This is a genomic window from Vibrio sp. Evd11 (genome assembly GCF_900382755.1).
GTDB lineage: Bacteria > Pseudomonadota > Gammaproteobacteria > Enterobacterales > Vibrionaceae > Vibrio > Vibrio lentus.
In genome coordinates this window covers 1-13,819 of the sequence record NZ_OSDX01000096.1, presented here as the reverse complement: position 1 = coordinate 13,819, position 13,819 = coordinate 1, and the positions used below count along the sequence as shown (strand labels likewise).

General features: G+C 42.6%; 12 protein-coding genes, 5 pseudogenes and 1 riboswitch. Of the genes and pseudogenes, 12 read left to right on the top strand and 5 right to left on the bottom strand.

Translation table 11 applies throughout. The features are described from left to right. Nucleotides 1-51: 51 nt before the first annotated feature. From ED652_RS22730 to ED652_RS22695, 8 genes and pseudogenes are all read left to right on the top strand, one after another. Nucleotides 52-222: pseudogene (locus ED652_RS22730) on the top strand (lysine transporter LysE); the annotation flags it as partial. A 134-nt stretch (nucleotides 223-356) separates the two neighbouring features. Continuing rightward, nucleotides 357-479, top strand: a pseudogene (locus ED652_RS24065) (lysine transporter LysE); the annotation flags it as partial. A gap of 342 nt (nucleotides 480-821) precedes the next feature. After that, nucleotides 822-1,622, top strand: coding sequence for a PhzF family phenazine biosynthesis protein (locus ED652_RS22720; protein WP_122056253.1), 801 nt, complete (start codon nucleotides 822-824; stop codon nucleotides 1,620-1,622). Between the two features lie 91 nt (nucleotides 1,623-1,713). Continuing rightward, the gene (locus ED652_RS22715; protein ID WP_102282250.1) at nucleotides 1,714-2,217 is read left to right on the top strand and encodes a YgjV family protein; all 504 of its coding nucleotides are present in this window, start codon (nucleotides 1,714-1,716) and stop codon (nucleotides 2,215-2,217) included. Between the two features lie 91 nt (nucleotides 2,218-2,308). Then, nucleotides 2,309-2,623, top strand: coding sequence for a cupin domain-containing protein (locus ED652_RS22710; protein WP_102326045.1), 315 nt, complete (start codon nucleotides 2,309-2,311; stop codon nucleotides 2,621-2,623). Nucleotides 2,624-2,677: 54 nt separating this feature from the next. After that, a complete protein-coding gene (locus tag ED652_RS22705; RefSeq protein ID WP_122056252.1) occupies nucleotides 2,678-3,145 on the top strand; it encodes a GNAT family N-acetyltransferase in 468 nt (155 codons plus the stop codon). A gap of 161 nt (nucleotides 3,146-3,306) precedes the next feature. Further along, nucleotides 3,307-3,564 carry a hypothetical protein gene (locus ED652_RS22700; RefSeq protein ID WP_065112907.1) on the top strand — a complete coding sequence of 86 codons (258 nt, stop codon included), beginning with the start codon at nucleotides 3,307-3,309 and terminating at the stop codon, nucleotides 3,562-3,564. Between the two features lie 127 nt (nucleotides 3,565-3,691). Beyond that, on the top strand, nucleotides 3,692-3,988 hold the full coding sequence (locus ED652_RS22695; RefSeq protein WP_029223673.1) for a hypothetical protein: 297 nt from the start codon (nucleotides 3,692-3,694) through the stop codon (nucleotides 3,986-3,988). 125 nt (nucleotides 3,989-4,113) lie between these two features. On the opposite strand, the gene ED652_RS22690 is transcribed toward ED652_RS22695, so the two are convergent. After that, nucleotides 4,114-4,611 (bottom strand): fasciclin domain-containing protein, encoded by a 498-nt coding sequence (locus tag ED652_RS22690; RefSeq protein ID WP_017105970.1) that lies wholly within the window; start codon nucleotides 4,609-4,611, stop codon nucleotides 4,114-4,116. A gap of 204 nt (nucleotides 4,612-4,815) precedes the next feature. Between ED652_RS22690 and ED652_RS22685 the strand changes: the two are divergent. Together ED652_RS22685 and ED652_RS22680 are read left to right on the top strand one after the other, a co-directional pair. After that, nucleotides 4,816-5,808: pseudogene (locus tag ED652_RS22685) on the top strand (DUF2860 family protein). Nucleotides 5,809-5,972: 164 nt separating this feature from the next. Beyond that, complete coding sequence (locus ED652_RS22680) at nucleotides 5,973-6,467, top strand: GNAT family N-acetyltransferase (RefSeq protein ID WP_065104768.1); 495 nt, start codon at nucleotides 5,973-5,975, stop codon at nucleotides 6,465-6,467. 104 nt (nucleotides 6,468-6,571) lie between these two features. On the opposite strand, the gene ED652_RS22675 is transcribed toward ED652_RS22680, so the two are convergent. After that, on the bottom strand, nucleotides 6,572-7,354 hold the full coding sequence (locus ED652_RS22675; protein WP_122056254.1) for a response regulator transcription factor: 783 nt from the start codon (nucleotides 7,352-7,354) through the stop codon (nucleotides 6,572-6,574). 146 nt (nucleotides 7,355-7,500) lie between these two features. Continuing rightward, nucleotides 7,501-7,600: riboswitch (purine riboswitch) on the top strand. Nucleotides 7,601-7,688: 88 nt separating this feature from the next. Between ED652_RS22675 and ED652_RS22670 the strand changes: the two genes are divergently transcribed. After that, nucleotides 7,689-8,708, top strand: a complete 1,020-nt coding sequence (locus ED652_RS22670) for an adenosine deaminase (protein ID WP_122056251.1) — start codon at nucleotides 7,689-7,691, stop codon at nucleotides 8,706-8,708. A gap of 287 nt (nucleotides 8,709-8,995) precedes the next feature. Then, complete coding sequence (locus ED652_RS22665) at nucleotides 8,996-9,715, top strand: Crp/Fnr family transcriptional regulator (protein WP_102512698.1); 720 nt, start codon at nucleotides 8,996-8,998, stop codon at nucleotides 9,713-9,715. Between the two features lie 436 nt (nucleotides 9,716-10,151). On the opposite strand, the gene ED652_RS22660 is transcribed toward ED652_RS22665, so the two are convergent. The 3 genes and pseudogenes from ED652_RS22660 to ED652_RS22650 form a co-directional block, all read right to left on the bottom strand. After that, nucleotides 10,152-10,805 carry a DUF2057 family protein gene (locus tag ED652_RS22660; protein WP_122056250.1) on the bottom strand — a complete coding sequence of 218 codons (654 nt, stop codon included), beginning with the start codon at nucleotides 10,803-10,805 and terminating at the stop codon, nucleotides 10,152-10,154. A gap of 179 nt (nucleotides 10,806-10,984) precedes the next feature. Beyond that, nucleotides 10,985-13,287, bottom strand: a pseudogene (locus ED652_RS22655) (ATP-binding protein). Continuing rightward, nucleotides 13,280-13,767, bottom strand: a pseudogene (locus tag ED652_RS22650) (cytochrome-c peroxidase); the annotation flags it as partial. The pseudogenes ED652_RS22655 and ED652_RS22650, both read right to left, overlap by 8 nt. Nucleotides 13,768-13,819 lie beyond the last annotated feature (52 nt).

Genomic DNA, 13,819 nt, shown 5'->3' with positions numbered 1-13,819 from the left:
CTTGTTCAACACTCGGGATTTAGTGTTGGCTTCGCAACACCTTAATCCTTATTTGTTACGGGTTTTCTATCGGGAATCCTTAATCCTAAAAACCTGTTGTTCTATTTGAGCTTATTCACGGTTGTACTGAATAATGAGGTGGGTTTCATGTTTAAATTAGGGTTAGGCATTTGGATGACAGTGGTTGTGTTTGTGTGGGATGCCGCGATTATCTTCCTTTTATTCTGTGAATACAGAAAACCACGGGTTTACCCGTGGATGAATGCCAATTCCAAAATTACAGCGTAAGCTGTTTGTAATTTTGGTCAACGCTTTAGCGTTGTCACGGTAAGTACCCCGGGCATGCCCGGGGGAATCTTCCTGCACCTAAAGTTCGATGAGAGTTTACGCGCGCTGCCTATTACATTGATAAGGTGACAGGGGTAATGCTTGGTCTTTTAGGGTTAACGATTGTTAAGTCGGCATTGGTGCGTCAGTAACCTTGTTAACAGGCTAAGTTCTGATTTAGATGTAATGGTCTATCAATTAAGCCAGTGGCGCGATGCCCAGCGTATCCGCCACGATAATGTTTATGCATATCGCTTCTCTTCTTAATTTTCTGTATCTACTAGTCTTCACGGCTAGAACCTTTCCTCGTGTCTAAACCATTACAATTTAGGCAATTTCAACATATTCGGACCTAAGATTCTTGTCACCTGTAGTTCCCTTTTTTCTGATCGTTACGTGAGATCTCGGCTAATTTGCTGCTAACTCCTTGTAGCACTGGGCATTTGTACTTATTGTGGCAGTCAAGATTATATGTTTCAGCATTAGGAGCCGTTGTGGTTTTAGATATATATCAAGTGGACTCGTTTACAACACAAGCTTTTAAAGGAAACCCTGCTGGGGTTTGTATTTCACAAGAACCTTTAGAAGAGTCGTTGATGTATTCGATTGCTGAAGAGATGGCAGTATCAGAAACGGCATTCTTAGCCCTCAATACGATGACGTTGAAATGGTTTACACCAGAAGTTGAAGTTAAATTATGCGGTCACGGTACGTTGGCAACAGCGCATGTGATGAAGGAAAGAGGGTTAGTCAATGTGGGTGAGGTTGTAACGTTTGATACGCTTTCAGGGAAGCTATCTGCCACAGTTTGTGACTCCACAATCGAGCTTGACTTCCCAAGTACTGTGCTTGATCTTGGATTGGATGCTAATAAAGATTTGCTGGAATATTTAGGGCTGTGTGAAGACCAAGTCGTGTCATACAGTGAGTTCGATACCAAACAGTTTATTGAGGTTGTCAGCGAACAAGTTTTATTAGATTTAGCACCAAACTTTGATGCTCTAAAGCGTATTAAAGGTCGAGGCGTCGTTGTGACGGCATTATCGTCGAACTCTGAACTTGATTTTGTTTCGCGCTATTTTGCGCCGTGGGTTGGTGTTAACGAAGATCCCGTGACGGGTTCTGCGCATTGCGCTCTCACACAATACTGGTCAGAGAAACTAAACAAAGCGCATTTCAATGCTTACCAAGCGTCGCGCCGCGGTGGGTATGTATCGACAGAGCTATTGCCGAATGGTCGTATAAAACTGATAGGGTCTGCAACCACCGTAATCAGTGGTACTTTAAAAGTCTAAACTTCAATATCATTCATAAAACAGCAATGTCGTTATTTAGAACGGAAACGTCATAATTTAAATCTGCTAGGTCACTACTTAAGGAATAATCGTGTCAGCCTTTTATCTGTCTCAAGTACTCGTCGCGATCGCTATTTGTTTCGATTTGTTGTCCTTCCAATTTAAGGAAAGGAAGAAAATCGTCACATGCTTGTTTTTTGCGGGCGTTCTTATCTCTAGCCATTTCATTTTGCTCGAGCAATGGACGGCGGCAAGTTTGATGATCATCGCGACCATTCGATATTTAACGAGCGTGTTTTCTACGTCACCCAAATTTAAATATTTGTTCTGTTCCATGTCGCTGGTTGCGACAGCCTTTACTTACTCAGGGCTGATCAGTGTCTTGAGTTGTTGTGCTTCGATGTTTCAAACGTTTGCGGCATTTAATAAAGATGACCGTCGATTAAGAGAACTGATGATTATCGGCACCAGTTTCTGGTTAGTGCACAACTATTTGATTGGTTCACCTACCGCAGTGGTGATGGAAGCCTTGTTTATCTGCAGTAACTTAGTGGGCTATTACCGTTTCTATTTTAGAAAGAGTGCTGTGGCTTAGGGCTTATAGCTTAGGAGATCAAGAAGCTAGGCTTTAGATAAAACGATAAAGTACTGCACCATATTCATCTAACAAGGATTAGGAGAGAGCGATGTCAAATATCTACTCGGATGTGCCTTCGTCAATACCCGACGAAATCTTCAACGACATCATTGCTACTGAGAATGTGCGGATTGAAAGAATACTATCTCATGGGCACAGTTCTCCAGAACAAGGTTGGTATGACCAAGATGAAAACGAATGGGTTATGGTGTTAGAAGGGCAAGGTGTTATTGAGTTCGAAGACGGACGTGTCGTTACCTTGTCTAAAGGGGATTACATCAATATTGCCGCGAGAGAAAAGCACAAGGTTCTTGGTACGGACAAAGATGCTGTGACTATTTGGCTGGCTGTGTTTTATCGTTAACATCGTTAGTAAACAGTAAGATGGAAAATCAACAAGACATGAAAGGGGTGTGTCGTGGTTAGAATTCGAAATTACCAAGCGAGTGATGCCAAAGCATTATGGGAGATCTATTTCCATACCGTCCGAAATATTAACGTTCGTGACTATTCTCAAGAGCAAGTCGAGGCTTGGGCGCCAAGTAATTTTGACTCTGAGCTGTGGCAAAAGTGCTTGCATCGCATACAACCCTTTGTTGCGGAGTTGGACGGCCGCGTTGTTGGTTATACTGACCTACAACCAAACGGCTTGATTGATCACTTCTTCTGTCATCATGAATATCAAGGGAAGGGGGTTGGGAGAGCTTTGATGGAGCATGTATTCCAAATCGGTTCCGTGCGTGGTGTCTCTCGATACTTTTCAGAGGTGAGCATTACCGCTAGACCTTTCTATGAGCACCTTGGCTTTACGGTCGTCAATGAGCAGGAAGTTGAGATGCGTGGCGTAAAACTCACCAACTACGTGATGGAGAAGGTGGTCGGATAAGTGGGCGAGCGTTCTTTAGAAGATCGAGGCCTACTTTGAAATATTAATAAACCTTTTTAAGGATAACTTTTTCCGATCTATTGATATTGTCGATGAGTTCAAATTGTGTGCAAGGTAATTTGTCCAATCTAAACATTGAGTGAATACAAGGAGTGTTGTTCATGAGTCATGTGAGTCGGTCTAAACTATATACATTAGTGTCGATGTTGTCCTTTGGTGTTGGGGTTCTCGCCTTAGATGCCGGGGTCTCGGGGCTGTTTCCTCTCTTTGTCGTCGTCATCTCATTTTTTTCATTCGTCATTAATTCTTTTCTTTGTTTGTTCGGAGGGAAGTACGATGATGCGTTTAGTACCTATCAAGAAGCCAACAAAGCGCGCGCTGGTGCGTTAGTTAAAGGGTTCGACAGCAAAGAAAAATAGGTCTCTATCTAAAACAACGAGAGTCTCAATTTTGTTACAGTTATTGCTTCGGTAATTGTCTTTCTACAATGAAAATTCATAGCGTGACCGATAATATTGACCTCGTTTTTTGGTTAGAGGAAATGAAGTGGGAATAGAAGCTTTAGCATTTGTGATGGACGCATTAATCACAGCATGTTGTATGTATATCGCGTCAAAAATGTCTTTCGTTGTGGCTGATTTTAAATCCCTGCTTAGTATTGCCGTTATCGTAGCTTTGGTGTCATTGATTCCAACAGTGGGCTGGGTTCTAGGGCTTATTTTGTTTGTATTCTTGCTCGGAAAGGCGACGCATTCCAGTATTGGTGATTGTATCTGGGTAGTGGTTTTCACCAAAGTGGTGTCTATGGCGGCGTTTCTGGTGTTTGGGCGCTTATTTGTGTAGCAACCGGTTAAGTCCTAACAGTACCGTTTGATGCTGATATTGGCTAGGTAGAGAAATATAAGAAGGGTGTGAACTTGTCACACCCTTAAAGAATTTTTATATTGATTTTCTGTCAAATAGCTTGATTACTTAGGCAGTAAAACCGCATCAATGACATGAATTACACCATTGCTCGCTTTAACGTCTGGGATCACGACCTTAGCCTTGTTGATCATTACATTTCCGTCGTCAATTGCTACCATTACAGCCTCACCTTGCACTGTTTCTGCACTACTCAGCTTCATTACTTCAGCCGCCATTATTTTCCCTGGAACCACATGGTAGGTGAGTATAGCGACTAGCTTGTCTTTGTTTTCCGGCTTCAACAACATTTCGACCGTTCCCTCTGGCAATGCAGCGAAAGCTTCATCAGTGGGCGCAAATACAGTGAACGGACCATCGCCTTTCAGCGTGTCTACCAAGCCTGCCGCTTTTACCGCCGCCACTAAAGTGGTGAAAGAGCCATTTTCCGCTGCGACATCAACGATGTCTTTCTTCATTTCATGGTGGTTAGCGTGAGCAAAAGCTGTAAAAAGCAACGTTGCAACTAGTACTGACAGAGTCTTACTTAAGTGATTCAACATATTGTAGTCCTTTGAGTTTGTCTGTTATTTCCGAGATGTATTACGAAAGCTTAAAAGCGATAGATCAACTTATTGTAGTCTTAAGCCACTTGCTATGGTTGTCGAAGTCACCAGACGAAACTCATCCTCATGGTTAAATACTTGTTATAATTCTATTTATGTAGTTATAGTTAACGGGTGATTATTCAAATAATGGATGTGAATATGAGGTTCGTTTTACCAGTTATGTTTTCGGCATTTGCTTCAATGCCCGCTTATAGTGGCCTTGCTCCAAGTGAAGGCTTCAGCGGTAACTTCAGTGTTTTGGCCGGTTTTTACTCGGATAGCAGTAATTTGAGTACCGAACAAGATTCGAATCAAGCAAGCCTTACCATGGAAGGGGATAGTGAGAATCAGGGGTTACTCGGCTTTCTTGGAACCGTTCAGTACACCTTTGGTGAATCCCTGACTCATCAAGTTTACGCAGGTACGACGCGAGAGGATATTGCGACGGGTACCATCGCCTTTGAGATTGGTTATCGACATCAACTCTCAGGCGGCACCATATTAGACGTTTCTGTGTTGCCGACACTTATCTCTGGTAAGGCTTGGGCGGATCCTTATGCAGTAGGCGTTAATCGAAATGAAACGGATGTAAAAGGTAATGTTGGGCGACTCCAACTAACCAACATCGGCGGGACCGCCTTCCGAACGGATTTCGCAATTGGTCAATCTGACGTTGATGATGAGCTATCTGGTACTGAAGATAAATTAGGTTTGACTGACGAAGAAGTAGGGCTATTGGATAGGGAAAGAACTTATGTGTACGCCAAAGCAGGGTACCCCTTCATCTTACCCAACCAAGCTGGCGTGTTCGTTCCATCTATGGTGTATTTCAATTCAGATGCAGAAGGCGGTGCACTCAGCTTCGACAGTTAAGGTATTGAACTGAATTACGCGAAGAGAATCGGTCGTCATGGTTTTGTTGTGACGTTAGATGCTAGTGATCGTCAGTACGATGAAGCAAACCCAATTTATGGCAAAGCACGTGAAGAGAACGAATACGGCGCCTTTCTAGCTTATGAATTTGGTGGCTTGATGGGCTATGAAGATTGGTCGTTTATCACCTTACTTGGCCTAAGAACGATTGATTCCAATATCGACTTCTATAACTCCGAACAAGTACTCGCGAGCGTTGGTGTTGACTATAAATTTTAACGGTTACACATAGCCGAAGCACTCGCTAGAACTTGGGTTCTGCTTTCGCTTTATTATTTGTTAAGTTATTTCGAGCACTTACCGCCTTTAAGGTTGTAGGTGCTCGTTGCTATCCGTAATATGAAAAATAGTTTACATCTAGGATCAGATAATAAGGAAGCGCTTTGGAAATACAAATTAGACATCTTGAACCCACCGATAACCAAGATATTTTTGATATTTATCGACACTCGTCAGTATTAGAGAATACCTCACAAAAGCCTTTTCTTAGCTCTGATCAAGTGGAGCGACTGTTTGGTCACTCAGACCATTTCACTTTAGTTGCGGAAGTTTCTGGCAAGGTCGTCGGGCACATTACTTTATTCATGACCACGAAGGTGAGAGACAGACATTGCGCTGGACTTGCGATAGCGATTAATCCGGATATGCATGGCAAAGGGGTCGGTAAGGCATTAATGCAAGAAGCGATCAATCAAGCCGATAACTGGCTAAACCTCGTTCGCCTTGAGTTAGAGGTTCATGCCGATAATCACGGTGCGATTGCTTTGTATAAAGGCGTAGGTTTTGAACTAGAAGGCACCAAAAGGCTGAGCACGTTCAAAAACGGGAAATACATCGATATGTTGTTGATGTCCCGAATTAGACCTGACTGCCTTTGATCGTGAGCTACTCGTCTGGATTTAACAGGCAAAATAATATCGGTAATATCGGTTGAACAAAGCCCTAAACATTTCGTTGTTTGGGGCTTTTTATAATGAGAGCACTAATTGTTGTCGATCCCAAAGCCGTTACGCAGCGCAAATTGAATCAGTTCAGTGTGATTATCGAGTTCGAGAATATCTAGCATGCGGTATTTGTGGGATTCAATCGTTCGTGGGCTTAGAAATAGAATCTCCGCACATTGCTTAGCAGTATAACCTTGGGCTAATTGAGTCAGGACCGTACATTGCTTTTTGGTCAGCAACAGTAGCTTTTCACTTTCGTTGATGTTGTCGGCTTCGTCGCTGGTGACACTGCGCGTCATTTTAGAGTGCTGCCAAAAGCAGAGCCAAATGTCACTGAGCAGCTTGATTCGTGTCATGTCCGTCGTTTCAATCGGTGTGTCGTAACGGTTGAAGCGTGAGAAACCGATAGCGCCCCATTGTTGTCCAAATAACGAAAGGCTCACAATCCCATGCCAATTTGCACCTTCTTCATAAAGTACACGTAATGGGTCGACCTTGTGGCTTTTGAGGGTTTCTTCAGGGAATAACTGCCAACACTTTTTTGAACGCAAAAGCTTAAGATAATCAAGATAATTGCCTTTTAGAAAGCGTTCCATTTCAAGCGGTGGAGTATCTGATTTGGATACAGAGATACTCTTGCCAGTGTCCAAAAGAATCATAGAGTTTGGAAAGAGGGTAAGCCTGTCGAGTTTAAACCAAGTTAACGCTTCTCTTGCCAGCAAGGCAAAAGTGCTATCGAAATCTTTGGGTTGGCAAGCGGTCAAAATGTTGGTTTGGTGGGAAAGCAGATCTTCAAAGCTATCGAATTGGTTATCTATCATATTGACCGTCATTGGTTGTTTAAGACAAAAATAGCGGTAATAACCAAAGTGTGTCAACCAAAGAGTCGAATGTTGTTCTGAATAAACCAGGTCCTGCGCCTCGAATTTATTGAGTAATTGGTTAGTGAAATTACGATTTAACTGTGTATAGTAGCAACCGTTTGCTTCGTATAACCCCAATGATATGGTTTGGGGGTCTCTACCAGCTCCCGCAAAGTGCTGATTACGAAGGGTTTAGATCACAATTGTGTTCTTACTCTTTGTAATGGCGTTCAAAAACATCCTGTCTATTATTCAGAGTAAGTGCACACCTAAAATCCATAGTAGGTGAAATATGAACGCATTTATTCAAGGGCTTCCAAAAGTAGAGCTGCATTTACACATTGAAGGCTCACTCGAACCTGAGTTACTGTTCCGACTCGCTCAACGTAACGGGATCGACCTGCCTTATTCATCCCCAGAGCAATTAAGACGCGCATACGAATTTGATGATTTGCAGTCATTTCTCGATATCTATTATCAAGGTGCTGATGCGCTGCGCACTGAACAAGATTTCCATGACCTAACATGGGCGTACTTAGAGCGCTGTAAAGCCGATAATGTTATTCACACCGAAATCTTCTTTGATCCTCAGACACATACTGATCGTGGTATTGCATTCGATACCGTAATTAACGGTATTCATCATGCACTTGAACAGGGGCAAAAAGAGCTGGGTATTACCTCGCAAATTATTGCCTGTTTCTTGCGTCATCTGTCTGAAGAGAGCGCAATCCAAACGTTCGCCGACGTGCTAAAGCACCAAGATAAAATCATTGGTGTTGGACTAGATTCTTCAGAGCTAGGACACCCACCAGAGAAGTTTCAGCGCGTATTCCAACAAGCCAAACAGGCAGGCTTTTTGACTGTGGCTCATGCAGGGGAAGAAGGGCCTGCTCAAAACATCGTTGATGCGATTGAGATGCTCAGTGTGAGTCGTGTTGATCATGGTGTGCAGTGTATAACTGATGACGCTTTGATTGCCGAATTGATTGAGACGAAAATGCCGCTGACCGTGTGTCCATTGTCTAACATCAAACTGCGAGTATTCCCTGTAATGGAAGACCACAACATTGTTGATCTGTTGAGAAAAGGTGTTGCCGTTACAATTAACTCAGATGATCCAGCGTACTTTGGTGGCTACATGTCGGATAACTTCAACGCAGTGAACCAAGCTCATTATATGACGGAGCAAGAGTTGGCGCAGTTTACTTTGAATGCTATCGAAGCGAGCTTTATCGAAGAGTCGTTGAAGCAGCAGTACCGAGGTGCGGTTCAAGCGTATCTTGAGCAAGCTAGCGAACTGTGTTGTTAATATTGAATAGACTCGTTTACTAACAGGTAGAGCACTAAAAGGTAGCTTATAGCTTTTAGCTTTTAGTGCCCCGTCATTTAGAACCACCAAACGACCAGCCACTGTTGGTCGTTTTTATTTCGGGTTGAGCACCACTCGCTAACTAAGTCTATGAGTTAAGCTACTAAGATATTTGATTTTATTTAGATATAAATCATATTGCCTTCGTAATGATGTACTACATTTAAAGAAGATGTAGAGGTATAGCGTTAACGTTGTATAGATATTTTCGAAGGAGGTATAAATCGTTGTTAGACCCAATAATCGGTGAACAAATTCAGTGGCCTTGTGATTTGCCGCAAGACTTTATAGACAGTCTGCTCGAAATAGCCGTTTTAAAAACGGGTATACATAGCCTTGAGATTACGAAAAAATTCCAAAATCTCCCAGGGGTTTTTTATATTCTTACCGGTTCGGCTGGTATCTGCTTTTCAACTGAGAATTTGAAAAGTCTGTCGGGTGGGGTCGTAGGTAAAGGCGATTGGATCGGTGCGCTGTCGGTTCATGTTGACTATAACCTGTTTGCTATAGCTGAAGAGGTAGAGCCCATCACAATGGTACTTTTCCCTTCAGACAAGATATTAGAGCTCGCTGAAAAAAAGTGCATGGTATTTAAATGGCTTCTTCATAGTGGCGCTAAAGCCCAATCTATTTGGATTCAAGCTTTCTTGTCGTCTATTCATGAGAAAGAACAAAAAACGATTTATGTATTGTTAGAATTGGCGGCTCGCCAAACCAATATTGCAGGTGCAACACTCAGTATCAACATTTCGCAAAGCCAACTGAGCACCATCACTGGTATATCCAGGCCTAGATTAAACGAAGTATTAAAGGGAATTGAACAATTAGGCATGGTGAAAATTCAGCGGGGCAAGGTGTTTATTTCGGATGTCGAGGGCTTATATGAGCGTATTTCTCCAATGAATTTGATGATTCGTGACCCTATGGCGAAAATGAAGCCACAATAGTGTTGATTCTCATTTGATTAACAACATTTCGTTATCGAGATGTTTTGGCGTTCTAAGTCCCTCTTTATGAGTAAATCATGGTCTTGTGTTCTTTTGGGAACATACATAGCTCACTAATATCGATAACTTACGCCTGATATTTATAAAATTTAAATTTAGTGAGTAATGTAGTTATGAAAATGGCCGTATTGGAATACAAAGTGTGTGGGATAGGTGACTGGATTAAGACAACGATCTCAAGTCGTTGTGCGTATTTGTTGGCTGTCGAATATAAACAGTTGGGTTGGCCTGCTAGAGTAAATGGTGAAGCAATATCAATCGATTAGTCTTGCGTTTGCTTTAGGTTAATAATGAATGTTGAGATAAAAAAGAAGCTGGCAATATGCCAGCTTCTTTTATTTTTAAGTGAAAAAAGTATTAAGTGACACAAGTGAGGTTACTTGTTCACGTAATCTTTGAATTTTTGCTTAGTTTCAGCGTCTGCTTTGTCGTACCAGAAGTAGAGCATTTCTTCGGCCGTGTTAGCAGCGTGGGCATCAATCTTTGCTGGTAGTGTTACTGGTTGAACAACCGCTGCCGTTGCGCCAGCTGCTGTACCCATAGCTAATGCAGCAATGCCGCCTTTTTGGTTGTATTCTTTCGCTTCTTGAGGGAACTTGCGACCAATCTGCATCCCATCTTTCATTAGTTTGTCTTGCTTAACACTGATTGCATTTTGGTTTTCATCAACCAATTTCCAATCTAGGTTATCAAAGCCTTTCTTCGCTTCAGCGGTATTGCGGTATTTAGGCATATCAAACGTCAATGCGGCGTCCGTAGCGCTAAAAGTTGCGATAATAGCGTCGCTATCAACAAACTCACGGTCGTTACCTTTATCAAAAGCAAGTTGATATTGGAATACGATTTGGTTTTGACCATCAGGAACGGTTAGCGTTTTATGAGAAGAAAATAAGCTGCCATCTAGGTCAGGCTTAGCTTCGTTTACCGCTAGGATATCAACACTTGATGGAACTTGGATTTCAACGTCAGCTAATACTGCTGGTGCAGCAACAATAGCAGTAAGTAGGGCAATGCTTTGGATAGTCTTCATAATCATACAGTTGTTTATGGTTAGAGTAAGTCACGATCTCACGCAGGACGAAGTATTTCAAGTTACCGAGTCTCTATTTGGTAAAATTCACCGAAACTTAACGTAAGGATAAAACTTGAAAGCATAAACCGTGCTTAATAACGCGATATACAATGTCGCTAATCGTTATTGCCCCCGTATTATTTCGATGCCTCATTTCCCGTTGTATTAGCTTGCTGATTGAGTTTTTGTATTAAGCGTGTGGCTTGGTGGCTGTTAACCATCAATCGATTGATCAGTTGCTGAAGTAATTCGGCCTCAGGCATTGTGTGATGCTCGGTTACCTGTTCTGCGGAAACTGCAAGCTCAAGTACCTCTGTCATCTCAAACCTTGATGCAATCGCTCTGACTGCGTTTAAGGTTCTGCAGAGATCATACGGTCTGGCGCTAGAAAATAACTCTATCAATTCGTCAATTTCGTTATCTAACTCCTCGACGAGAGAGGTCAAACATTCGAGTTTCTCACCTGTTTCCATCTTACCGCTAGTCAGCAATAGACTGCGCGACACCTCTTCTTCTGTGAGTGGTAACTTGTTCTTCGGCAGACGTGTCAATATGGTGATATTGCTTTCATCTTTGTTTGGACGGTTGTGTACATTAGCCGAGTTATGTCGGTTAACCTCAAATTGGTGATGAAACTCATTAATGGCGTTTTGTAAGCTGTTTTTCTGCAATGGTTTGGTGAGTACGAAATCAGCCCCTGACAGAATAAATTCATCGTGCGCCTCTTTAAACACATCGGCTGTACACGCGAAAACCACGGTAGTTAGCTTGAGTTCGTTGCGGATTTTTTGAATCGCCTCAATACCGCTCATGTTCGGCATGTGATTGTCCATGATGATTAAGTCATATTGGTTTGAGGCTAGTTTGTCTAAAGCTTGTAAACCATCGTAGGCGTTCTCAACCGTTAAGTTGATAGATTCACAGAACTTCCTGATTACCATCGCGTTGATCTTGTTGTCTTCGACTAATAATACTGAGAAGTTATCGAGAGTCTGATGGGTTCTGATTGGTGTTTGAACGACGATTTTCTCTTCTAGTTCGTGCATTTCTAACGGCAAAGAGATAGCGAATTGAGTACCTGCATTCAGTTGGCTAGTGACTACAATACTTCCGCCCATCAGTTCGACTAATTGTTTCACAATCGACAGTCCTAACCCTGTTCCGCCAAATTTACGTGTCGTTGAAAGCTCGGCTTGTTCAAAGGCTGTGAATATATGGTCGATCTTATCTTCTGCAATGCCAATACCAGTATCAGTCACCAAAATATTCACGCTTGGCGGGGTTGTCGGTGCAATCAAAAACTCCACTTCGACCTTGCCTGACTCAGTAAATTTGACTGCATTACCTGCCAAATTAAATAAAATCTGACGGGTACGTGCGGGGTCTCCCACCAACTGAATATTGGCAGGGATGCTGTCCTTGATGACAAAATCGAGGCCTTTGTCAGTGGCAAGTGGCGTCAATGTTTTATCAAGGTGTGTAACCACGTCTTTGACTGAGAATGGGCTGTATTCAAGCTCCATTTTTCCTTGTTCAACCTTAGAAAAGTCGAGAATGTCATTCAATATGGTAACGAGGTGTTGACCTGAATCGATGATGATTTGTGCTTGTTGGCTTTTTCCGCTTTGTCTGCGGCTTCTTGATAGGAGAGGTTGTTTCGCTTTAACTCAAAGACACGCAGGATAAAGAGGGTGAATGAGAAGGCAAAGGTGAGTAGCGCCAATGTGATGATGAGTTTAACGATGATGCTTTTAAGCTGGTCTTGAACATCGGTAAATTGATGTTCAATCTGCTCAAGGTATTCCATGCTATGGACCGAAAGCACGCGTGATAGCAGTTGGCTCTGTTGCTCATTAAGTTCAGTAAACGTTTTAGACAGGTTAGCCAAGTCTGAGTTTATGCCTTGATGTTGAATTTGTGTGCCTGCAAACAGCACGCTAGCGAGCAGCTCACTTTGAACATTTATGTTTGAAGATGTGATCGCGTCAATATTGTGTGAGCCATCTCTTGAGCCAGTTTCTGTGAGTTGTAGAGTTAGGGATTGCAGAATGAATTGACGGGCAACACTCAATCCGACGAGGTTGTCTAGCGTATCCACGTTCGCTATAGAAGCGGTGTGGAAACGCTCAAGTAACTCCGGGGTTTGTAAGCCTCGAAAGAACACTGAGTGGATATTAGTACCTTGATAGCTACCTTTGAGCAATTGCAGTTCTTTTTCTAGGGTGACTAAATTTGCCGTCATTTGATAAGGGTTCGAGATCCCCGCGAGAGCCGCATTGGTTATCTGATCGCGCATTTCTAGTACTTCATGCCCGAGCTCACGGACAGATTCACCATATTTAGTGACTTTCTCATGCTCAAAATAGGTCAGCATGATAAAGCTGACTAAGCCCACAAATAGTGAGATAAACAGTAAAAAGATGAGTCTGATTTTATTCATTTTCAAACTCCACTAGCATCTGAGGACGGTCACCGGTGAGGGTTTCTAGAAAGGTTTTGATGTCGCTAATGGTTTGGTCCTCAAATGTTTTTCCTAACTGGCTCTCTCCCATAATCTTAATCGCCTCTTCTAGCGTAGCGGTTTGTCCATCGTGAAAGTAGGGTGCTGTGATTGCGACGTTTCTAAGGCTAGCAACACGGAATAAGTGCTTGTCTTGTGGTTGAGCGGTAAACATAAAGCGACCTTGATCTTCACTTCGTTCGGAACCTGTCTTTGATAATCCAAAATATCCAAATCGCATCACCATACCTCCGCCAATATTGGTGCCTTGATGACAACGGATACAGCCCTCATCTTGGAAGGTTTCCCACCCCGTTGTGCGGCGTCGGAAAGGGCATTTATATCCCCCCGTAAATATTGGTCAAATGGCGCATCTGGGGTGGTTAACCCCTGCATAAATTCAATCAGCGCTAACTTTATTAGTCTCCTAAAAGGTTAAAACCACCGACTTTAGTCGGTCAGCTTTAGCTAT